This is a genomic window from Aminipila sp. (genome assembly GCF_032051575.1).
In the GTDB taxonomy this organism is placed as follows: Bacteria; Bacillota; Clostridia; order Peptostreptococcales; family Anaerovoracaceae; genus Aminipila.
On record NZ_DAMBYD010000004.1, the window covers coordinates 49583 to 72985 of the forward strand.

Genomic DNA, 23403 nt, shown 5'->3' on the forward strand with positions numbered 1-23403 from the left:
ATACTAAAAAAATTAATACATGTCAATAACTTTTTTGATTTATTTTTGTAAATAATTACAAAAGCAAGAAACCTTATAGTAATTCTAAATCAGATTCATCCTGCAACGCCTCATAGCCCTGTTCTCCAGTTCTGATTTTTATAACGTTTTCTACATCATAAACAAATATTTTTCCATCACCAATATAACCGGTATGTAATATACGTTTTGCAGTTGATATAACTAATTCTGGTGATATTTTGCTGACAACTATATCAACCTGGATCTTTGGAAGAAGATTCATAGTCATAGGTATACCACGATAATATTGATTCTTGCCTTTTTGTATGCCGCAGCCTAAAACCTGAGTAACAGTCATACCAGTAACACCAATTTCATTCATTGCATACTTAAGCTCTTCAAATTTTGTCTGATTCATAATAATAGTCAGCTTAGTTAGTTTAACTGTTGAAATAATCTTATTGTTACGAATTGAATCATCTGAAGTGTAAGTAACAGGTGTCATATCAGTTTCAGAAGCTGAAATTCCCATAAGATTACTGTCAATCATTCCTAAGTAGTTTGTTGATGGCATAAAATCGGCGTACCCGTTTACAAGTCCGTGCTCGTGGATATCTAATCCTTCAATTTCTTCTTCTCTGGATACACGAAGACCTATTGTATGCTTTATAGCAAAGAATATTATGGTCATAGTTATTACTACCCAGATTAGAACGGCTCCAACTCCAATGGACTGTATAACTAATAGTGAACCTCCACCACCATAAAGGAGCCCGCCATTGGTTGAAAAAACACCAACTAATAGTGTCCCTAAGCATCCACATACGCCGTGTACACCAATAGCACCTACAGGATCATCAATTTTTAAACTTTTATCAATAAAAGTTATAGCTAAAACTACTACAAGTCCTGCAATAAATCCAATTGCTGCAGAACCAGCAGGAGTTACGGTATCACATCCAGCGGTGATTGCAACTAACCCAGCTAAAGATCCGTTAAGAGTCATGGAAATATCAGGCTTTTTATATACTATCCAAGTTAAAATCATAACAGTTGTAGTTGATACTGCAGCTGCTAAATTGGTTGTAACGAAAATAGAAGAAGTTGAAACAATAGCATCATCACCTGTAAAGCATACAGTTGAACCACCGTTAAAACCAAACCATCCAAACCAAAGAATAAATACACCTAAGGCTGCCAGAGTAATGCTGTGGCCAGGAATTGCATTTGCTTTCCCCTCGTTTGTATATTTTCCAATTCTTGGTCCAAGAATTAGTGCACCAATTAAAGCAGCTACACCACCTACCATATGAACAACTGTTGAACCAGCAAAATCATGGAAACCTAAATCGGATAACCAGCCTCCACCCCAAATCCAATGACCTGATACGGGGTAAATAGCTGCACTTATAATCAGGCTATAGATACAGTATGCTGAAAATTTAGTACGTTCTGCCATGGCACCAGATACTATAGTTGCAGCTGTAGCGCAAAATACAGTTTGGAAAATAACAAATGCAGCTGTAGGGAAAGAGGAATCATAATTTCCCTGTATAAATAAATCTAATCCTCCCCAAAATTTATTTAACCCTCCAAACATAATACCAAATCCAATTATCCAAAATACTATGGACCCTAGAGCAAAGTCCATAAGATTTTTCATGATAATGTTACCTGCATTCTTGGCTCTGGTAAGACCTGCTTCTACCATGGCAAAACCAGCTTGCATAAAATATACTAATGCAGCAGCTATTAGTACCCACATTGTGTCAAATGATGAAAACATATAAAACACCTCCTATTTCATCTTGAAAATTTTATTTATATATACAAAAGGCGCTGCGGGAAAAAACCGCAGCGCCTTTGCTTAATTCCGAAGTATACCCAGTAAAGTTACAAATGTCAAGCATAAAAATATCGCAATTTGTTTTGCAAAACAAAAAGTCTTGACTAAATTGGTTGTAGGGTATAAAATATCAAAGTGTTTTAAGAATTGTCTGAAAATTAAACAGACAAAGAATTAATGCAAAATTGTATATATATTTATAAAAAATAATAATATGCAAACAAGGAAGGGCGGTAACTATGAAACAAGTACAACAACAAATGAGAATAACAGGAAGTTTATATGATAAAAATTTTGAACATGATAACTGTGGTATTGGAGCGGTTGTAAACATAAAGGGTGTTAAGTCCCACAAAACGGTTGAGGATGCATTAACTATTGTTGAGAAATTGGAACATAGAGCAGGTAAAGATTCAACGGGAGAAACTGGAGACGGTGTTGGAATATTAACACAAATTCCCCATAGTTTTTTTGTTAAGCATGTAAAAGATATAGAATTCCCATCAAATGGAGATTTTGCTGTAGGTATGTTTTTCTTTCCCCAGCAGGAACTACTTAGAAATCAGATAAAAAAACGCTTTGAAGTCATTGTTGAAAAGGAGGGATTGATTTTTCTTGGATGGAGAGAGGTTCCTACTTGTGATTATGTACTTGGGAACAAAGCGCTGGAGTGTAAACCTGCTATTTATCAAGTATTTATTGGAAGACCAAGAAACCTAAAGCCGGGGATAGAATTTGATAGAAAATTATATATTGCCAGAAGAATATTTGAAAACAGCAATGACAATGAATCAAATGAGACTTATGTGTGTTCTTTATCCAGTAGGACAATTGTATATAAGGGGATGTTTTTAGTAAAACAATTACGATTATTTTATTTAGATCTTCAGGAAAAAGATTTTATTTCAGCTATTGCTATTGTTCATTCTAGATTTTCCACTAATACCATGCCTTCGTGGGAAAAAGCGCATCCCAATCGCTATATGGTACATAATGGTGAAATAAACACAATACGTGGAAATGTAAATAAAATGTTGTCCAGAGAAGAAAATATGCATTCGGATACATTAGGACAGGATTTATACAGAGTACTTCCAATCGTTCCAAAGTGGGGATCTGACTCTGCTATGTTAGATAATACTTTAGAATTTTTATATATGTCAGGAATGGATTTTCCAAAGGCAGTCATGTTATGTATTCCTGAACCATGGTGTAATGATAGGAACATGAGTCAGAAAAAGAAAGATTTTTATCTATATCATGGAACGATGATGGAACCTTGGGATGGACCAGCTTCCATAGTGTTTAGTGATGGTGATGTTGTAGGGGCTGTATTAGACAGAAATGGATTGCGTCCTTCCAGATATTATATAACCAAAGATGGAAATTTAATTTTATCTTCAGAAGTGGGTGTTTTAGATATTCCACCAGAGGAGATTGAAGTAAAGGAAAGATTAAGACCTGGCAGAATGCTTCTTGTGGACACTAAAGTAGGTAAATTAATAAATGATAAAGATTTAAAGGAATATTATGCAGGCAACCAGCCCTATGGTGAATGGATAGAAAATAATTTAATACATTTAAAGGAACTACAAATTCCAAATCAAAGAGTTCCATTCTTTAGAAATCAAGATTTAACAAGAATGCAACAGGCGTTTGGGTATTCCTATGAAGATGTCATAAATTACTTAAAACCCATGGCATTAAACGGTAGTGAGCCAATTATTGCTATGGGAGCAGATACACCTTTAGCCGCATTATCTGAAACCCATCCACCGCTTTTTAACTATTTTAAGCAACTTTTTGCCCAGGTAACTAATCCACCTATTGATGCTATCAGAGAGGAAATTGTTACTTCAACATATAGTTATTTAGGTAAGGATGGAAACCTTCTAAAGGATGTGCCTGAAAACTGCAGGCTGCTTTCTGTTAGAAATCCCATATTAACAAATACTGACTTCATGAAAATTAAGAATATGAAGGTTGAAGGCTTTAAGGTGGCTACTGTTTCAATAAATTATTACAAAGGAACTTCTTTAGAGAAAGCCATAAATAATATATTTATACAGACGGACAGAGCATTAAAAGACGGGGCTAATATTATCATTTTATCTGATAGGGACGTAGATGAATACAGGGTACCAATTCCATCTCTTTTAGCAGTATCTGCAGTGCAGCAGTATTTAGTAAGAACTAGAAAGCGTATGTCTCTGTCCCTAGTGTTAGAAAGTGGAGAACCTAGAGAAGTTCATCACTTTGCAACATTGCTAGGTTATGGGGCAAGTGCTATCAATCCTTATTTGGCACAAGATACCATTAAGCAGATGGTTGAAGATAATATTTTAGAAAAGGATTATTATGCCGCTGTGCATGATTATGCAGAAGGAATTCTTCATGGGATTGTAAAAATTGCTTCCAAAATGGGTATTTCAACTATTCAATCATACCAGGGTTCACAAATTTTTGAGGCAGTAGGCATTAGCAAAGAGGTCATAGATCAGTATTTTACCAATACCGTAAGCCGGGTTGGCGGAATGACGCTTAAGGAAATGGAGAAGCAAATAAATGCAAGACATTCAAGAGCTTTCGACCCATTAGGCTTAAACCAGGATTACGTTCTTGACAGCTTAGGAGACCATAAGGTCAGAAGTGGAGAAGAGGAACATTTATATAATCCTCAAACTATTCATTTACTTCAAATGGCCACGAGAAATGGAGATTATAAACTATTTAAGGAATATACAAAGCTAATAAATGAAGAAATGGGGGCTACACATTTAAGAAATTTAATGGACTTTAATTTAAATAATCAATCCATTCCTGTTGAACAGGTTGAAAGTGTAGATTCCATTGTAAGGAGATTTAAAACAGGGGCTATGTCCTATGGTTCTATATCTAAAGAAGCACATGAAACTATGGCTATAGCTATGAATAAACTTAAAGGAAAGTCAAATAGTGGAGAGGGCGGAGAAGAGTCAGAAAGATTTAAGGTTGGTGCAGATGGGGTGGATAAATGCAGTAAAATCAAGCAAGTTGCATCTGGAAGATTTGGTGTTACATCAGAATACTTAGTAAGTGCAGAAGAAATTCAGATAAAATTGGCCCAGGGGGCAAAACCAGGTGAAGGTGGACAACTGCCTTCTGATAAAGTGTATCCTTGGATTGCCAGAACAAGACATAGCACCACAGGTGTCGGTCTTATCTCACCTCCACCACACCATGACATTTATTCGATTGAGGATTTAGCCCAGTTAATTTATGATTGTAAATGTGCAAATTCTCAGGCGAGAATTTCCGTAAAATTAGTTTCAGAAGCGGGCGTAGGAACGATTGCAGCAGGTGTTGCAAAAGCCGGAGCACAAGTAATTTTGATTTCTGGATATGATGGCGGCACAGGAGCAGCACCTAAAAATTCTGTATATAATGCAGGATTGCCATGGGAGCTTGGATTAGCAGAAGCACATCAGACATTGCTTATGAATGGACTTAGAAGCAGAGTTATTTTAGAGACTGATGGCAAATTAATGAGTGGCAGAGAAGTTGCTATTGCGGCATTGCTAGGAGCAGAAGAATTTGGTTTTGCTACAGCACCCCTTATTTCTATGGGCTGTGTCATGATGAGAGTTTGCAATTTGGACACTTGTCCAGTTGGCATTGCAACGCAGAACCCAGAACTTAGAAAAAGATTTTCTGGTAAACCGGAATATGTAATGAATTTTATGCGATTTGTTGCCGAAGAATTAAGAGAATACATGGCATTGCTAGGATTTAAAACAGTAGATGAAATGGTTGGCAGAACAGATATGTTAAAACCTAGAACGACAAAAGAAGGCGAAGGCCACAAACTAGACATTGAGTGCATTCTAAAAAATGGAATTTCAGATGAATTGCTGAACGGCATCCATAAAGTAGGTGATGACTTTGATTTTAGACTAAGTGAGAGCAAAGACATGACTGTATTATATAAGAGTTTAAAAGATTCCATTGATAAGAGGGAGAAAAAATCCATAGAGGTTAAGGTGGACAACCAAGATCGGGCGTTTGGAACTGTGCTAGGATCCATATTGACTAAAAAGTGTGGAAACAAGTTGGAAGCAGACACATTCCATGTTAAATGTACGGGCTACGGCGGACAAAGTTTTGGTGCATTTATACCAAAAGGTCTGACTTTAGAATTAGAGGGTGATAGTAATGATTATATTGGAAAAGGATTATCCGGTGGAAAAATTATTGTTTATCCAGATAAGAAGGCAACATTTAAACACGATGAAAACATTATTATAGGTAATGTAGCATTATATGGGGCAACCTCTGGCAAGGCTTTTTTTAGTGGTGTAGCAGGGGAAAGATTTTGTGTAAGAAATTCTGGAGTGGATGCTGTAGTAGAAGGTGTAGGAGATCATGGACTTGAATATATGACAGGTGGCAGAGTTGTCATTCTGGGAGCAACAGGAAACAACTTAGCAGCTGGTATGTCTGGCGGAATAGCATATGTCTTAGATGAGAAAGGAGATTTGTATTCTAAATTAAATAAAGATATTATTTCTCTTGAAAATGTAAGCAAGAGCCAAGATGTACTAGAACTAAACGAACTTATAAAGGAACATGTTAAGGCTACCAATTCTGTTAAAGGTAAAGAAATACTTAAGAGATTTACGGAGTATCTGCCTATGTTTAAAAAAATAATGCCTTATGATTATAAAAATGTGCTTAATATAATTAAAAAATATGAAGAGATGGGTGTAGATGAAAAAACTGCACAGATAAAGGCTTTCTATGAAATAAAAGGAGGTATGCAGTAATGGGAATGTCAACAGGCTTTTTAAAGTATGAGAGGCGCACAAGCGAGGCCTTGGAGCCTTTGGAAAGAATAAAGAATTTTAATGAGTTTCATATTGCTTTATCAAAGGAAGAACAGATGGAACAGGGAGCACGTTGTATGGACTGTGGTGTACCATTTTGTCAGTCTGGAAAGATGATAGGAGGTATGGTATCAGGATGTCCTTTAAACAATTTAATACCTGAATGGAATGACCTTGTCTATTATGGCAATTATAAAGCAGCATTAAAAAGGCTCCTGAAAAAAAATAATTTTCCTGAGTTTACATCTAGGGTATGCCCTGCTCTTTGTGAAAAGGCATGTACCTGCTCATTAAATGGTGACAGTGTATCAGTTAGAGAGAATGAACTGGCTATCATTGAGGGAGGATATGATAACAGGTTGATGCAACCTAGAAAAATAGTGAACCGTTCAGATAAAAAAATTGCGGTTATTGGTTCTGGTCCTGCTGGACTTGCAGCTGCAGACCAATTAAATTTTAGGGGGCATCATGTTACGGTTTATGAAAAGAATGACAGGGCTGGCGGCCTTCTGATGTATGGTATACCTAATATGAAATTGGAAAAACGGGTTATAAAAAGAAGAATTGACATAATGAAAGCAGAAGGCATTCAATTTAGAATGAATGAGGGAATATCCAGCAAAAAACAAGTGGAAAAACTACTAAAGGATTATGACGCTGTTATTTTGGCTTGTGGAGCAGCCAACCCAAGGGATATTAATGTACCCGGCAGAGATGGAAAGGGAATTTATTTTGCGGTGGATTTTTTAACCTCCACTACAAAGTCTTTGTTGGATAATTTTTTAGAAGAAAAAACTTATATTTCAGCTAAAGACAAAAATGTAATTGTAATTGGTGGGGGAGACACGGGCAATGATTGTGTAGGTACGGCTATTAGACATGGTGCGAAGTCGGTAATGCAACTAGAAATGATGCCAAAGCCACCAGAAAGCAGACTTGAAAACAATCCATGGCCTCAATGGCCTAAGGTCTTAAAGACAGATTATGGACAAGAAGAAGCAATTGCAATTTTCGGGAAAGATCCCAGAGAATATCAGACTACTGTAAAAGAATTTATTTGTGACAAAGAAGGTAATGTAAAACAGGCCATATTGGTTAAACTAGAATTGGGAAAAGACAATGAAACAGGAAAAATGATTATGAAAGAAATTTCTAAATCTGAAAAAATTGTTTCAGTGGATTTAGTTTTAGTAGCAGCAGGATTCCTAGGATGCGATACAGATGTTACTAAAGCCTTTGGTGTCGAAGTAGATGATAGATCTAATGTATGGACGAACATTCAGCAGGAATCTTTGTATAAGACTAATCGAAATAAAGTATTTGCTGCGGGAGATATGCGAAGAGGCCAGTCACTGGTTGTATGGGCTATACGAGAAGGTAGAGAAGTGGCTAGAGAAGTAGACAAATATCTTATGGGATATACGAATTTGTAGGATGACAAAAATGACGTATAAAGCGTCATTTTTGTTTTTATTCATAAAAAATAAAGGCAAAATAGTGGTTGAACCACTAAAAAATATTGCAAAGTTAAATTAAAAGTGATATGCTATAACGTATATTTTTTAGAAAGAATGAGGTCAAATTATGATCATAACAGATAGTCTTATTGATTATATCAGTGATTTGTCCAGACTTGAACTGGAGGAACAGGAAAAAGAAAGTGCAAAGAAGGATTTGACTGATATATTAAATTACATGGATAAGCTCAATGAGATTGACACAAAAGGTATCAGTGAAATGTCACAACCATTTGATAACCAAAATTGCTTTAGAGAAGATGAAGTAACAAATAGTGATAAACGTGAAGAAGTACTTCAAAATGCTCCAGATAGTAAGGGAGATTATTTCAGAGTACACAAAACAGTTGAGTAGAAAGAAGGTGTAGAGGTGGCAGTGAAAGAGCTTAAAACTTTGTCTGCAGTTGAAATAGGCAGGCTTATAAAGAATAGAGAAGTAAGTTGTAAAGAAGTAACCAATTATTATTTAGGAGAGATAAATAATAATAATAATGAAATAAATGCGGTTTTAGCTGTTAACGGAGAAAAAGCTGTTAAAACTGCAGAATCTATACAGAAAAGAATCAATAACGGTGAGGATATCTCACCACTTGCAGGGGTTCCCGTAATCATTAAAGATAATATTTGTACGAAAAATCTAAGGACTACGGCTGCATCTAAAATGCTTGAAAATTTCATACCACCATATAGTGCAGGTGTCATGGAAAAATTAGAACATGCAGGAGCGGTGGTTATTGCAAAGGCAAATATGGATGAATTTGCTATGGGTGGTTCAACAGAGACTTCTAGTTTTGGTATAACAAAGAATCCTTGGAATAAACAATATGTACCAGGAGGGTCTTCAGGAGGATCAGCGGCGGCTGTGGCAGCTAATATGTCGCCATATGCGTTAGGCTCTGATACAGGAGGATCCATTAGACAACCTTGTTCTTTCTGCAATTTAACTGGGATAAAGCCAACCTATGGAAGTGTTTCCCGGTATGGGCTTATGGCGTATGCATCGTCATTAGACCAAATTGGACCCATAGGAAAAAATGTGCAGGATTGTGCAGAAGTTCTTGCTCTGATTTCAGGCTTAGATAAAAGAGACAGTACCGCTATAATGGATAAACCTTTTGATTTTTCTAATTCCTATGAGGAAGATTTAAAAGGAATTAAAATCGGCATTCCAAAGAACTACTTTGGAAACGGGTTAAATACAGAAGTTAGTGAAAAAATCTTAGCAGCAGCAGGTGTACTTAAAGGCCTTGGTGCTGAAATTCAAGAATTTGAAATGCCAGGAATAGAATATGCTGTTCCCGCTTATTACATTGTGGCTTGTGCGGAAGCAAGTTCAAATCTTTCAAGATATGATGGAATAAAATATGGGTTCACTTCAAAGAACGCCAATGATTTACAAGAGACTTATTATAAATCAAGAAGTGAAGGTTTTGGCTCTGAAGTAAAGAGAAGAATCATGTTAGGATCTTTTGTTTTAAGTTCAGGATATTTTGACGCATATTATAAGAAGGCACTACAGGTAAGGACAATGATAAAGGAAAACTTTAATAAAGCTTTCGAGAAGTATGATATGATTTTAAGCCCAGTAAGTCCAACTACTGCCTATAAAATAGGAGAACAGATTTCAGATCCAATTGCTATGTATATGGCAGATATTTATACGGTTTCAATAAATTTGGCAGGGATTCCGGCTATCGCTTTGCCATGTGGAGTCTCAGATGAAAATAAAATGCCTATTGGCATGCAGCTGATTGGTAATAATTTTGCTGAACCTACTTTAGTAAGAGCGGCTTATGCTTATCAGCAAGTAACAGATTTTCATAAGAGGGGAGGAATCTTGTAATGAATTATGAAATAGTCATGGGCCTTGAAGTCCATGTTGAATTATCTACTAAAACTAAGATCTTTTGTGGATGTAGCACTGAATTTGGTGGCGAACCTAATTCACATGTATGCCCAGTGTGTCTGGGATTACCAGGAAGTCTTCCCGTTTTAAATAAGGATGTGGTAAATCGTGCTATAAAAGCAGGGCTTGCATTGAACTGTAATATTCAGAAAGAAAACAGATTTGACCGAAAAAACTATTTTTATCCTGATTTACCAAAAGATTATCAGATTTCGCAGCTTTATCATCCAATATGCAGGAATGGATTTATGGATGTAACTGTAGATGGAGAAACGAGCAGAATCACTCTTTGTGAAATCCATATGGAAGAGGATGCTGGTAAATTAGTTCATGATGTGGGTGGTACATTAGTAGATTATAATCGTTGTGGCATACCTCTTATAGAAATAGTAACAAATCCTGACTTTCGAAATGCACAGCAGATTGTTACATTTCTTGAAAACTTACAGCAGATGCTTAAATATTTAGATGTATCAGATTGTAAGATGCAGGAAGGCTCTATGCGTGCCGATGTAAATTTATCAATTAGACCTAAAGGTGTTGAGAGCTTTGGCACACGAACTGAAATGAAGAATCTAAATTCTTTTAAAGCAATACAGAGGGCTATTGAGTTTGAGAGCAAAAGACAGATGGAACTTGTGGAAAGTGGAGGAATAGTAACACAGGAAACCAGAAGATGGGACGATGAAGCAGGAGAGAGTTATGCAATGCGTTCTAAGGAAAATGCTCAGGATTATAGATATTTCCCTGACCCTGATTTACTTCCTATTCATATAGATGAACAATGGATTTCTGACTTAAGAGATGCCTTGCCTGAATTGCCTATGAAAAAAAAGGAAAGGTATCAGAAGATATTTGGATTATCTGAGGACATAGCTAAAACGATTACGGCCACAAAAGAAATAGCAGAAATATTTGAAGCAACTACTGAAAAGTCTGGTGATGCAAAGCTTTCAGCTAACTTTATAGCCGGGGATGTGTTAAGGCTTCTTAAGGATAGAAGTGTTGAACCAGAAAAGGTTTCAATAGATGCGAAGAAACTTGCAGCCGTAGTAAAGCTTACAGCCGACGGTAAGATTAACAGAAGTGTTGCCAAACAAGTTATTGAAGAAGTTTTTGATAATAATACGGACCCTTTAGAATATATAGAAGAAAAAGGTTTATTAGCTATTGAAAATACACAGCTTATTGAAAAAGCCGTGGAGGACGCTATTGATGAAAATCCTAAATCCATTGAAGATTTTAAGGCGGGAAAGCAAAAGGCCTTTGGATTCTTAGTGGGACAAGCGATGAAAAAACTTGAAGGAAAAGCCAGCCCTCAAATTGTAAATAAGCTGATAAAAGAAAAGCTTGATAAAATTGCACTTGATGCAGCAGTTGAAACAGAAGCTAAAGAACAAGAAAAGAAAGCTGCTGAGGCTAAGAAGTATGATGTTAAGGAATGGGATATTGCCATAGATGACAGCGAATTTGACGGCTGTTATCGAACGGTAGATTGCAATCAGCTTACCATGACAGATGTTGGCAGAGAAGTTAAGCTGGCTGGCTGGGTCAGAACGATTAGAAACCACGGAGGCATTGCCTTTGTTGATTTAAGAGATCATTACGGTGTGACACAGATTGTAGTTACTGAAAGTATGGTAGATAGGCTAAATAAGGAAACGGTTATTTCTGTAACAGGTACTGTTTTAAAGAGGGATGAAGATACAATAAATACTAAGATTTCTACTGGTGAAGTAGAGGTGAAAGCATCGGCTATAAGAATTCTTGGAATAGCACAGAACACCCTTCCTTTTGAAATTGATAGTTCATTGGATACAAGAGAAGACGTAAGACTTAAATATAGATTCCTTGATCTTAGAAATCCTAAAGTTCATGATAAGATGGTTTTGAGAGCAAAGATTATTAAATATCTGCGAAAGCAAATGGAAGAATTAGATTTTATGGAAATACAGACACCAATATTAGGGAATTCTTCCCCAGAGGGTGCAAGAGATTATCTAGTACCAAGCAGAAAGCATAAGGGTACGTTCTATGCGCTGCCGCAAGCTCCACAGCAATTTAAGCAAATGCTTATGGCTTCTGGTTTTGATAAATATTTTCAAATTGCACCTTGTTTCAGAGATGAAGATGCCAGAGCAGACCGATCACCAGGAGAATTTTATCAGTTAGACTTTGAAATGGCTTTTGCAACACAGCAGGATGTGTTTGAAGTAGCAGAAAAGGTACTTTATTCTACATTTAAAGAATTTTCTAACCTAGAGGTTTCAAAGCCTCCTTTTAGAAAGATAACTTTTGAAGAATCCATGCTGAAATACGGAAATGATAAACCTGATTTAAGAAATCCACTTATTATTACAGACTTAAGCGATTTCTTTAATGCAGTAGATTTTGCTCCTTTTAAAGGAAAAATAGTAAGAGCTATAAGAGTCCCCGACAAGGCTAAAATGCCTAAATCTTTCTTTGAAAAAATGGAGGTTTATGCAAGAAGCATTGGTATGAAAGGGCTTGGATACATTACCGTAAATGAAGATATGTCTTATAAAGGCCCTATAGATAAGTTTTTTACCGATGAACAGAGAAAGAATTTAGCTGATAGAGAGGGGTTACAACCAGATGATATTTTATATTTCATCAGTGATGAAAAGAGTGTGGTTGCAAAATATGCCGGCTTAATCAGAACTGAAGTTGCGAGCCGTTTGGATTTAATTAATAGAGGAAAATTTGAGTTCTGCTATATTACTGATTTCCCTATGTATGAGTACAATGAGGATCTGGGTAAGATTGACTTTACCCATAACCCATTTTCAATGCCACAGGGAGAGATGAAAGCCTTAATGGAAATAAATCCATTAGATATCAAAGCCTATCAGTATGACATAGTTGTAAATGGTGTAGAACTTTCTTCAGGAGCCGTGAGAAACCATAGACCGGAGGTCATGGTGAAGGCTTTTGAGATTGCAGGTTATACAGAAGAAGATGTTAAAAACAAGTTTGGAGCATTATATAAGGCCTTTCAATATGGAGCGCCACCACATGCTGGTATGGCTCCTGGCGTTGATAGAATGGTTATGCTGCTGGCAGAAGAGGAAAGTATAAGAGAGGTTATACCATTCCCACTTGCAGCAAATGGACAGGATATGTTATTTAATTCACCAAGCCCAGTAGAAGAAATACAGCTTAGAGAAGTGCATATAAAATTAAGATAAAGGGAAAAATAAAGTCGAGACTTTTAACATTAGGTATTCCTAAGATATGAGTCTCGACTTTTCTATATTTTATAAGTTTCTTGTTATAGCAGTTCTGCGCGAAGTCTTTCAATTGGTTGAGCTGATAAGTATGCAGGCGGAATTTCCAAAACTGTTTTTGCACCATAAATACCTTCGGAAAAAAGCCTGTGAACAGCTCTTGCATAGCATACTAAAACACTCGAAGTAAATTCTGGGTTTGAATCAAGCTTTAAAGAAAATTCATAAATATGGTTGGTTTCTTGATTTACACCAGTTGTTCCACTTCTTTGAACAAACCCTCCATGAGGCATGCCGCTATGATTCTCAGTCAGTTCCTGATCACTTACAAAGTGAACAGTAGTATTGTAATCAGAAAAATAATTTGGCATATTTACTATTTCAGAATATACTTTATCCTGATTTGCACCAGGCTTTAGGGAAACAAAACATTCTCTTGTATGCATTTCTCTTGCAGTATATATAGGATGAGTTCCATTTCTTACTTCTTCTATTGCAGATTCAATAGGAAGAGTATATTGTATAGCGTTAGAAACTCCTTCGATGCGGCGTAATGCATCGGAATGACCTTGGCTGACTCCTTTTCCCCAGAAAGTATAGCTGTTACCTACAGGTAATACCGATTCTGCAAAAATTCTGTTTATAGAAAATAATCCAGGGTCCCAACCCGCAGATATAACTGCGCAATGGTTAGTTTCCAAAGCAGAATTATTTACTGAATTAAAATGTTCTGAAATTCTTGCATGGGTGTCAAAGCTATCAACGATATTGAAATGTGAAGCGAAGGCAGGGCTTTGACTCATTAAATCAGTAGAACTGCCACCACAAAGAATCATAACATCAATTTCTTCTTTATGGTTTAAGGCTTCTTTAACATTATATACCTTTGCATTATCTGTAAGAGGATGAATTACTGCTGGGTCACGACGTGTAAATATACCAGCAAGCTCCAGATCAGAGTTTTGACCGATGGCTAATTCCACGCCACGTCCTAAGTTACCGTATCCTAAAATACCTATTCTTAAATTTTCCATTTTGTATATCTCCTATCATATATATTTTAAATTTTGTATTAAGCAATATTTTGAACCCTACATTATATTAAATCTGCCATAGAGAATAGACCATTATTTTGCTCTACTATAAATCGAGCTGCTCTTAATGCACCTAAAGCAAAAATATTACGTGAAAGGGCTGTGTGCTTTATTTCAATGATTTCATCAGGTCCCGCAAAAATAATTGAATGTTCTCCTGGAATAGTTCCGCCACGTACTGAGTGTATACCCATTTGATTTATGTCACAGCAGTCTTCGTTATCGTGCCTTCCATATACATATTCTTTCTTTTGCGAGCAGCTGCTATTTATAGCATCGGCTAAAAGAAGGGCTGTACCACTAGGAGCATCTAACTTTTTGCTGTGATGTTTCTCTATAATTTCAATATGAAATTCTTTTTCCAATAATGGAACCAAAGTTTCAAGAATTTTTGAAATCCCATTTATACCTATGGACATATTTGCAGAATGAAAAATGGGGATTTTTTTAGAGGCATCCATTATGGCTTTACATTCTTCTTTGGTAAAGGCTGTTGTAGCAAGAACTATAGGAGTATGATGTAACTGGGCATAATAAAGTAGTTTATGCAATGCAGTATGGTTTGAAAAATCAATAATTACATCTGTATGCAGTGGACATTCCATTATATCTGTGAAACCTTTATAATGTTCTGACCCATCAATATTGTTGTCTATTCCTGCTGTGATATTCATATCATTTGTTTCTGTTATAATCTTTTCTAAGGTTGAACCCATTCTCCCTTTTGAACCGTGTAAAATAACATTTATCATAATTCCCCTCCTTTATATAAGTCCATACGACAACATTTCAGACTTAATTCTATCCATAACCTGATTGCTTGGAGGACAAAGAGGAAGACGGTATTCTAGTGGACACTTGTTCATCATATGCAATGCTGCCTTTACCGGGATAGGATTAACGTCTGCAAATAGAGAATCAATAAGGCCTTTCATATTCAGTTGCAGCTTTTTGGCTGTTTCTAAATCACCATTAAGGAGACTTCTTGACATTCTTACTGAGTCAGCAGGTGCAACATTTGCAACAACAGATATGTAACCTATACCGCCTAAAGCCATAAGAGGAACAACCATATCATCGTTTCCTGAATAAATAGCAAAATTATCAGGAACTAGACGTGCAATTTCTGCTACTTGTGAGATGTTGCCACTTGCCTCTTTTATTCCTACAATATTAGGGTGCCCTGCAAGAAGTGATACAGTCTGGGGGGCTATATTAACTCCAGTTCTTCCAGGAACGGAATATAATATACAAGGTACATTCACTGCATCGGCTGTAGCAATATAATGTTCAATAAGTCCAGCCTGTGAACATTTGTTATAGTAAGGGGTAACTAATAAAAGCCCATCTACTCCAGTTTTTTCAATTTCTTTAGCTAAATTAATACCGTGTCTTGTATCATTACTGCCTGCACCTCCAATAACGGGAATTCTTTTATTAACTACATCCACACAGAATTTAATTGTTTCAATGTGCTCTTTATCATCCAGAGTAGAAGCTTCTCCAGTTGTACCACAGACAACTATTGCATCTATACCTTCTGAAATCTGCCATTCAATTAGCTCCCTGAAACATTCAAAGTCCACATTACCGTTGGGTAAAAAAGGTGTTACAATTGCAACACCGCATCCTGTAAAAATCGCCATGTTTTTTCCTCCTTATTCTCCACTCTCAACTTATAATTAAAAATCTGACAATAAAAAAAGTTGCATCTCTATCGATGCAACTCAAAAAACACAAAGTTAAGCCGCAATCGATAGCGCCTCTGTTAGATATTGTCTAACAGGAGTCCAGAATATGTTTTACTCTGGCCCAGCAGCTTGTCATGCCTGACTTGCCCTTCGGCGGTTTCTCCTTTCCCTTGCTTCATTGGCTGCTGCCTCCACAAAGTACTCTTATCAACCGCACCTCTATCAACTTATTGGCTATTATAACTACAAAATTGTGACTTGTCAACAAAAAATAATAAAAAAATATAAAAAAATTGTTATTTGGAACAAAAAGGCTTAAAAGTAAATATTATAGATTTTAGTAGTTATTTTTTTAAGAAACAGTATAAAAATATCCAATTTTGCACATAAATAATATAGGTCACAGATAGTCCTTTCTAGGACATAGAACTAATTGCTAAAGGGGAGCAAGCGGGATTCGGAGGACCTTATTTATGGCGAACAAGGTTGAAATCTGTGGAGTAAACACAGCAAAACTACCTATTTACAAAGATGCAGAAATGAAAAGAATGATAGAGGCTGTCAAAGGGGGAGATAAAGAGGTTAGAGAAGAATTCATAAAAGGGAATCTCAGATTAGTGCTTAGTGTCATACAGAGATTCAATAATCGAGGTGAAAATCCCGATGATTTATTCCAGGTAGGGTGTATAGGGTTGATTAAAGCATTAGAGAATTTTGACACTTCACATGGAGTAAAATTTTCCACATATGCAGTACCTATGATAATTGGTGAAATCAGAAGATATCTTCGTGATAACAACCCGATTCGAGTTTCTAGATCGTTGAGGGACACAGCGTATAAAGCACTGCAGGCTAGGGAGAAGCTTTCTAGAGAGTTGCAAAGAGAACCGACTATAGCTGAAATTGCTAAAGAAACAGAAATGGAAAGGGCTGATGTGGTACTTGCTTTGGAATCCATACAAGAACCGATATCATTATTTGAACCTGTATTCCATGATGATGGGGATGCTATTTATGTAATGGATCAAGTAAAGGATATGAAAAACACGGATACTAGGTGGATTGAAAATTTATCACTTTCAGAAGCAATGAAAAAATTATCGCCAAGGGAACGTCATATCTTAACTATGAGGTTCTTTGAAGGAAAGACCCAAATGGAAGTTGCAGAAGAAATTTCAATAAGCCAGGCACAAGTAAGCAGACTTGAGAAAAACGCACTTAAATATATGAGAAAATATGTTTAAATAGGGTAAGCATAAATACAACTGCTAAAGTTATGCAAAATACAATTGTAAAGAAAATATAAAATTTAAATTAGCCCGGTTATAATGCCGGGCTTTTAAATTAAAAAACCTTTTATTTTACTATATTATGTAATATAATTACTAGATATGGACTATTGTTTTATAGTCAATAATGAAAAAAAGAAAGGCAAGGATGAAATGATTAAAGGAAACAACGGTAAAACAAAAATTATGGCTTTACTGCTAGTATCATGTTTAAGTCTGTCGCTTGCAGCGTGTGGTGCTAAAGATGATTATGTTGTGCCATATTCTAATTACGATTTATCGGAATATGTAAAACTGGGGGATTACAAAGGTGTTGAGGCAACTGAGACAAAGGTTAGTGTTACTGACGAAGATGTTCAGACTGAGATACAAAGCAGAGTTCAAGCTGCCAGCAAGCAGGTTGAAAAGAAAGAAGGTACTGCTGCAACAGGTGACAGCGTAAAAATTGCTTATGTTGGCAAGATTGATGGAAAAGCATTTGAGGGCGGAAGTACTGGTGATGAAGGCACTACAATAACATTAGGAAGCAGCGGATATATTCCTGGATTTGATGATGGTGTTATTGGCATGAAAGTTGGGGAAAAGAAGACTATTAATTTAAAATTTCCAGCAGATTATGGTAAAGAAGAATTAAATGGCAAAGATGTGGCTTTTGATGTAACTCTTAGTGCTATAATGGTTAATGAAACTCCAAAATATGATTTGGAATTTGTAAAAGCTAATAGCAAGGAAAAAACTCTAAAAGCTTATGAAAAAAGTGTAAAAAAAGATTTACAAGAAAAAAAGAAATCTGCGGCTGAAGAAGAAATGAGAAATCAAATTTGGGCTACCATTATGGATAATTCAAAGGTGTTAAAATATCCAGAAACAGAACTTCAGGCTTGTAAAGATAAAAACCAAGAGTACTATGAAAATTATGCTAAGCAGTATAACATGGAGTTTCAGGCTTTTATAAAGCAATATACTGGAATGGATGAAAAGGCTTATAAAGATTATTTAAAACAATACTCAGAAGCAATTGTATCTCAGGAAATGGTTATGTATTCCATTGCCAAAGCTGAAAATATAAGCATCTCTGATAAAGAATATAAAGAAAAACTAAAAGCGTTCATGAAAGAACAGGGCGTTGAAGATGAAAAAGCTTTTGAGAAACAGTATGGAAAATCTTTTGAAGAATATGCAGGAAAAGATAATCTTATGAAGAGTTTTCTTCTTGAAAAGGTACTTGATTTTGCAGTAGACAATGCGAAAATAGTGCCTGCAGAGAAAAAAGCATAAATAGTAAAAAATTACAAAAAATAAATAAAAACATTGTTATTTTAAACAAAAAACTTGCATTGGGTTGTGTTATGTGCTAGAATTGATACATTAGTTTATCATCATGCATATATGCAACCCAATTTTGTATATGATGCGGAAATGAAACTATGATTCTCTGGAGAGCCTCTTTATGAGCGCCGAAGGTGTACGGTAAGTGTGATGAGCTTACTTATCTCTCAGGCAAAAGGACAGGGCATATAGTTATTTTAATTTAATTGAATTGCTATTGTTATTGTTTCTCTCTAGAAAGTCGATTTTATCGACTTTTTTTATTTTACTTTTTAATTTTATGTTTAAAAGGAGAGGAAAACAAAATGTTAGAACGATTTACGCAGATTTTAGTCAACATTGACAATGTTGTATGGGGTGTACCACTAATTGTACTTATAATGGGTACCGGTATATTCCTTACCATAAGACTTGGAGTTTTACAATTCAGGCATTTAGGAATGGCTCTAAAGTTTATGGTTAAAAATGAAGAGAATGGGATTGGTGAAGTAAGCAGTTTTGGAGCACTTTGCACGGCTCTGGCTGCTACTATAGGTACAGGCAATATTGTGGGAGTTGCTACAGCAGTTGTTACAGGAGGCCCAGGCGCTCTATTCTGGATGATTTTAGCTGCTTGTTTTGGAATGGCTACTAAATATTCAGAAGGACTACTAGCTGTAAAATACAGAACTCTTGACAGTAATACGGGACATTCACTGGGGGGACCATTTTACTATATTGAAAAAGGAATGGGGAGAAAATGGGTTTGGCTTGCTAAGGCATTTGCAACATTTGGTGTTGGTGCAGGGCTGTTAGGTATAGGCACGATTACGCAGGTTAATGGTATAGCTTCAGCTGTAAAACAAGTTTTTGATCCAAATAATGAAATGATGGTTTCTATGCTAGGCAACAGTTATTCAGTTGCCACTATAGCAGCAGCAATTGTTGTATCAGTAGCAGCAGCCCTTGTTATAATAGGAGGCATACAAAGAATTTCCAGTGTTTCCACCATTATCGTACCATTTATGGCTGTGGCATATGTTGCAATATGTGTTACTATACTTATATATAATGTAGCTGCTATTCCATCAGCAATACAAGAGGTTTTTGCCGGAGCTTTTGGGCTGAGAGCTGCTGCTGGTGGAGCATTAGGAGCAATGATGGTTGCTATGCAAAAAGGTGTCGCAAGAGGTATCTTTTCAAATGAAGCAGGGCTTGGAAGTGCACCTATTGCGGCTGCGGCTGCACAGACAAATGAGCCTGCTCGACAGGGCTTGGTATCAATGACGGGGACTTTTATTGATACAATTGTTATTTGTACTATGACAGGATTAACTATTATGGTTACAGGCTCTTGGGATATAGGGCTTGAGGGGGTAGCGGTTACATCAAATGCATTTTCCACAGGCTTACCATGGAACCCGCAAATTGGTTCATTTATATTAATGATGTGCTTGATTTTCTTTGCGTTTACAACTATTTTAGGCTGGGATTATTATAGTGAAAGATGCTTGGAATACTTAACAGGTGGCAACAAAAATATTTTAACTGGATATAGATGGTTGTACATAGTAGCAGTTTTAATAGGACCATTTTTAACTTTAGAGGCCGTATGGACTTTAGCAGATATCTTAAATGGATTAATGGCTATACCTAATCTAATTGCTCTAATTGCATTAAATGGTGTTATAGTTGCAGAAACAAAAAGTTATTTTAAAAGAAATCATCAATTGGCTATGGAATAATTCCATAGCCTTTTTCATATATTATAAAAGTACAGGCCTAATGGCTAAAATTACATAAAGAGGGGGAAATAAAGGTGACAAGTACAGAAGATATTAAGAACAAAGAGGTTATTAACATCTTTGATGGTAGAAGCATGGGATATGTAAGTGATATAGAGGTAAACCTTGAAACAGGAACCATAGAAGGGATTGTTATACCTTCACCTAAGAACTTTTTTAATATATTTGGAAGAAGTGAAGAAGATTATGTGATTAAATGGGAAAATATTAAAACGATAGGTGATGATGTAATCTTAGTTAATCTTGAAACTATGATTGAATAAAATAGTATGAAATTACGGTAAAATGCAATAATTCCTTTTCAAAATACACAAGATATAGTAGAATATATAATATGGCTATGTTGATTTAGGATGCAGGAAAAATAGTACGTATAAGTTTTTATATGATGGGGGTGACATTATGAGATGTCCATTTTGCGAAAATCCAGATACAAAAGTAATCGACTCAAGACCTACTGAAGAGGGACATGCTATTAGAAGAAGAAGAGAATGTGATAATTGTAATAAGCGGTTTACAACGTATGAAAAGGTTGAAGAAATGCTTCTTATGGTTGTTAAAAAAGATGGAGGAAGAGAAGTCTTTGATAGAAACAAAATTTTAAATGGGATTATTAAGGCGTGCGAAAAACGGCCTGTTCCAATGCTTGAAATTGAAAAAGTGGTAAATGAGATTGAACGAGGCCTAAATAACTTAATGGAGAAAGAAGTTCAGAGTGAGTTTATAGGCGAGCTTATAATGGAACAACTAAAAAAATTAGATGAAGTTGCCTATGTTAGGTTTGCATCTGTATACAGACAATTTACAGATGTAAATACGTTTGTTTCAGAAATAGAAAAATTGCTAGATAATGGGAAGAGGCTGAAATAAGACCGATGAAAAACAGATTAAATAATGAAAAAATTAGGATTGCAATTGATGGACCCAGTGGAGCAGGTAAAAGCACTATTGCCAAAGAGGTAGCAAAATTCTTATCTATTGATTATATCGATACAGGTGCTATGTATAGGGCTATAGGATATAAGTTAGGGCAGAATGGTATTAATTTAGATGACAAAAATGCTCTTAATCAGATTCTATCTGATACAGAGATCGATTTTAGAAGAGGAAATACCATTTTAGATGGAGTTGTAGTGAATGACATAATTCGTACACCGGAGGCTTCAAAAATGGCTTCAATCTGTTCCGCATTGCCTGAGGTGAGAGAAAAGCTTGTTTTCCTTCAAAGAAAAATGGGACAAACAAAGAGTGTTGTAATGGATGGAAGAGATATTGGCACAAATGTTCTGACTGATGCTGAATATAAAATTTTTATGACAGCTTCTGCAGAAGAAAGAGCAGAGCGAAGATTTAAAGAACTTTTCCAAAAAGGTGAAAATATTACCTATGACCAAGTGTTACAGGATATCATTCAAAGAGATTATAATGATACTACAAGAAAATTAAACCCTCTTAGAAAAGCGGACGATGCTATAGAACTTGACACTACTGGTATGGGTATCACAGAAGTTACAGATAAAATAATTGATATAGTAAGGTGTGGAAGATAATTTCACACCTTAAATATATACTTAAAATGGAGGTAAGAAAAAGTGGCAATTGTTAGAGCATTTAAAGCAATAAGACCAGATAAAAAATATTCAGATAAGGTGGTTTCATTACCATATGATGTTATGAACAGAGAAGAAGCAGCAAGTATGGCAGATGGTAATCCTTATAGCTTTTTGCATATTTGCAGATCAGAGATTGATATGCCTGAACAGGGGAATCCTTATGAAGCCTGTGTATATGAAAGGGCTAAAGCAAATATTGACCAGAACTTAGTGGATGGTATATTCGTTCAAGAAACTAAACCTGTATTATATTTATATAAACAGGTGATGGATGGCAGAGCGCAAGTGGGTATCGTAGGATGTGTTGCTGTAGACGATTATATTAATAACATTATTAAAAAACATGAATTTACAAGAGTAGAAAAGGAAATCGACAGGATTAATCATTTTGATATTTGCAATGCAAATACAGAACCTGTTTTCTTGACTTATAGAGATAATAAAAAAATAAGAAGCATTGTGGAAGGATGGCTCTCAAACCATGATCCTCTTTATGATATAAAGACTGGTGATGGGATAGAGCATGTACTTTGGACTGTTGACGATGATATGACTATTCAGGCATTAACTGAAATCTTTGGAGAAATTCCATCTCTATATATTGCTGACGGTCATCACAGAAGTGCTTCTGCATGTAAAGTGGGATTAAAGAGAAGAGAAGAAAATCCCAATTATACAGGAGAAGAAGAATTTAACTTCTTTATGGCTGTTATATTTCCAGATAATGATTTAAAAATATTTGATTATAACAGAGTTATAAAAGATCTAAATGGAAATTCTGTAGAACAATTCTTAGATAAGATTACAGCAGCAGGGTTTGAAATTGCAGAAAAGGGTATTGAAATATATAAGCCTGAAGGAAAGCATATTTTTGGAATGTATCTGGATGGAAAGTGGTATGCAATTACTGCTAAATCGGAGATTATACCTGACCATGTTATAGATTCTCTTGATGTTTCAATTCTTCAGAATAATTTACTTGGACCAATTCTTGGAATTGAAGATCCAAGGACAGACAAAAGAATCGATTTTGTTGGAGGTATTAGAGGACTGAAAGAATTAGAGAGAAGAGTAAAAACGGATATGGAAGTTGCTTTTGCAATTTATCCAGTGGAAATATCAGACTTACTTTCGGTATCTGATAATGATATGGTAATGCCACCAAAGTCAACCTGGTTTGAGCCAAAACTGGGAAGCGGATTATTTATGCATAAACTGTAAATA

Annotated in this window: 16 protein-coding genes and 2 riboswitches; of the genes, 12 read left to right on the plus strand and 4 right to left on the minus strand. The window is 35.8% G+C overall.

All coding sequences use genetic code 11. The features are described from left to right. Positions 1-73: 73 nt before the first annotated feature. On the minus strand, positions 74-1786 hold the full coding sequence (locus RTW14_RS06180) for an ammonium transporter (protein WP_312648835.1): 1713 nt from the start codon (positions 1784-1786) through the stop codon (positions 74-76). Between the two features lie 299 nt (positions 1787-2085). Between RTW14_RS06180 and gltB the strand changes: the two genes are divergently transcribed. The 5 genes from gltB (at position 2086) to aspS (ending at position 13340) form a co-directional block, all read left to right on the plus strand. Continuing rightward, on the plus strand, positions 2086-6648 hold the full coding sequence (gltB, locus tag RTW14_RS06185) for a glutamate synthase large subunit (protein ID WP_312648836.1): 4563 nt from the start codon (positions 2086-2088) through the stop codon (positions 6646-6648). Further along, entirely contained in the window at positions 6648-8141 is a 1494-nt protein-coding gene (locus RTW14_RS06190; RefSeq protein ID WP_312648837.1) for a glutamate synthase subunit beta, read from the plus strand. The genes gltB and RTW14_RS06190 overlap by 1 nt, the downstream gene beginning before the upstream one ends. A gap of 151 nt (positions 8142-8292) precedes the next feature. Continuing rightward, entirely contained in the window at positions 8293-8580 is a 288-nt protein-coding gene (gene gatC / locus RTW14_RS06195) for an Asp-tRNA(Asn)/Glu-tRNA(Gln) amidotransferase subunit GatC (protein WP_312648838.1), read from the plus strand. 15 nt (positions 8581-8595) lie between these two features. Next, complete coding sequence (gene gatA / locus RTW14_RS06200; RefSeq protein ID WP_312648839.1) at positions 8596-10068, plus strand: Asp-tRNA(Asn)/Glu-tRNA(Gln) amidotransferase subunit GatA; 1473 nt, start codon at positions 8596-8598, stop codon at positions 10066-10068. After that, entirely contained in the window at positions 10068-13340 is a 3273-nt protein-coding gene (aspS, locus tag RTW14_RS18650; RefSeq protein WP_331654410.1) for an aspartate--tRNA ligase, read from the plus strand. Before gatA ends, aspS begins: the two co-directional genes overlap by 1 nt. Positions 13341-13423: 83 nt before the next feature. On the opposite strand, the gene RTW14_RS06215 is transcribed toward aspS, so the two are convergent. From RTW14_RS06215 to dapA, 3 genes are all read right to left on the minus strand, one after another. Then, complete coding sequence (locus RTW14_RS06215; protein ID WP_312648840.1) at positions 13424-14413, minus strand: diaminopimelate dehydrogenase; 990 nt, start codon at positions 14411-14413, stop codon at positions 13424-13426. 62 nt (positions 14414-14475) lie between these two features. Continuing rightward, positions 14476-15225 (minus strand): 4-hydroxy-tetrahydrodipicolinate reductase, encoded by a 750-nt coding sequence (gene dapB, locus RTW14_RS06220; RefSeq protein ID WP_312648841.1) that lies wholly within the window; start codon positions 15223-15225, stop codon positions 14476-14478. A gap of 12 nt (positions 15226-15237) precedes the next feature. After that, positions 15238-16119 carry a 4-hydroxy-tetrahydrodipicolinate synthase gene (dapA, locus tag RTW14_RS06225; protein WP_312648842.1) on the minus strand — a complete coding sequence of 294 codons (882 nt, stop codon included), beginning with the start codon at positions 16117-16119 and terminating at the stop codon, positions 15238-15240. Positions 16120-16222: 103 nt separating this feature from the next. Next, a riboswitch (Lysine riboswitch) is annotated at positions 16223-16394 on the minus strand. Between the two features lie 243 nt (positions 16395-16637). Here dapA and sigG point away from each other — a divergent pair. The 7 genes from sigG (at position 16638) to RTW14_RS06260 (ending at position 23400) form a co-directional block, all read left to right on the plus strand. Continuing rightward, entirely contained in the window at positions 16638-17408 is a 771-nt protein-coding gene (gene sigG, locus RTW14_RS06230) for an RNA polymerase sporulation sigma factor SigG (protein ID WP_312648843.1), read from the plus strand. A gap of 198 nt (positions 17409-17606) precedes the next feature. Further along, a complete protein-coding gene (tig, locus tag RTW14_RS06235; protein ID WP_312648844.1) occupies positions 17607-18731 on the plus strand; it encodes a trigger factor in 1125 nt (374 codons plus the stop codon). A gap of 147 nt (positions 18732-18878) precedes the next feature. Further along, a riboswitch (glycine riboswitch) is annotated at positions 18879-18975 on the plus strand. A 112-nt stretch (positions 18976-19087) separates the two neighbouring features. Then, complete coding sequence (locus RTW14_RS06240) at positions 19088-20506, plus strand: alanine/glycine:cation symporter family protein (protein ID WP_312648845.1); 1419 nt, start codon at positions 19088-19090, stop codon at positions 20504-20506. 74 nt (positions 20507-20580) lie between these two features. Continuing rightward, a complete protein-coding gene (locus RTW14_RS06245; protein WP_312648846.1) occupies positions 20581-20829 on the plus strand; it encodes a PRC-barrel domain-containing protein in 249 nt (82 codons plus the stop codon). Positions 20830-20968: 139 nt separating this feature from the next. Next, positions 20969-21436, plus strand: coding sequence for a transcriptional regulator NrdR (gene nrdR, locus RTW14_RS06250; RefSeq protein WP_312648847.1), 468 nt, complete (start codon positions 20969-20971; stop codon positions 21434-21436). A gap of 5 nt (positions 21437-21441) precedes the next feature. Then, positions 21442-22116, plus strand: coding sequence for a (d)CMP kinase (cmk, locus tag RTW14_RS06255; RefSeq protein ID WP_312648848.1), 675 nt, complete (start codon positions 21442-21444; stop codon positions 22114-22116). A gap of 42 nt (positions 22117-22158) precedes the next feature. Further along, a complete protein-coding gene (locus RTW14_RS06260) occupies positions 22159-23400 on the plus strand; it encodes a DUF1015 domain-containing protein (protein WP_312648849.1) in 1242 nt (413 codons plus the stop codon). The last annotated feature ends 3 nt before the right edge of the window (positions 23401-23403 follow it).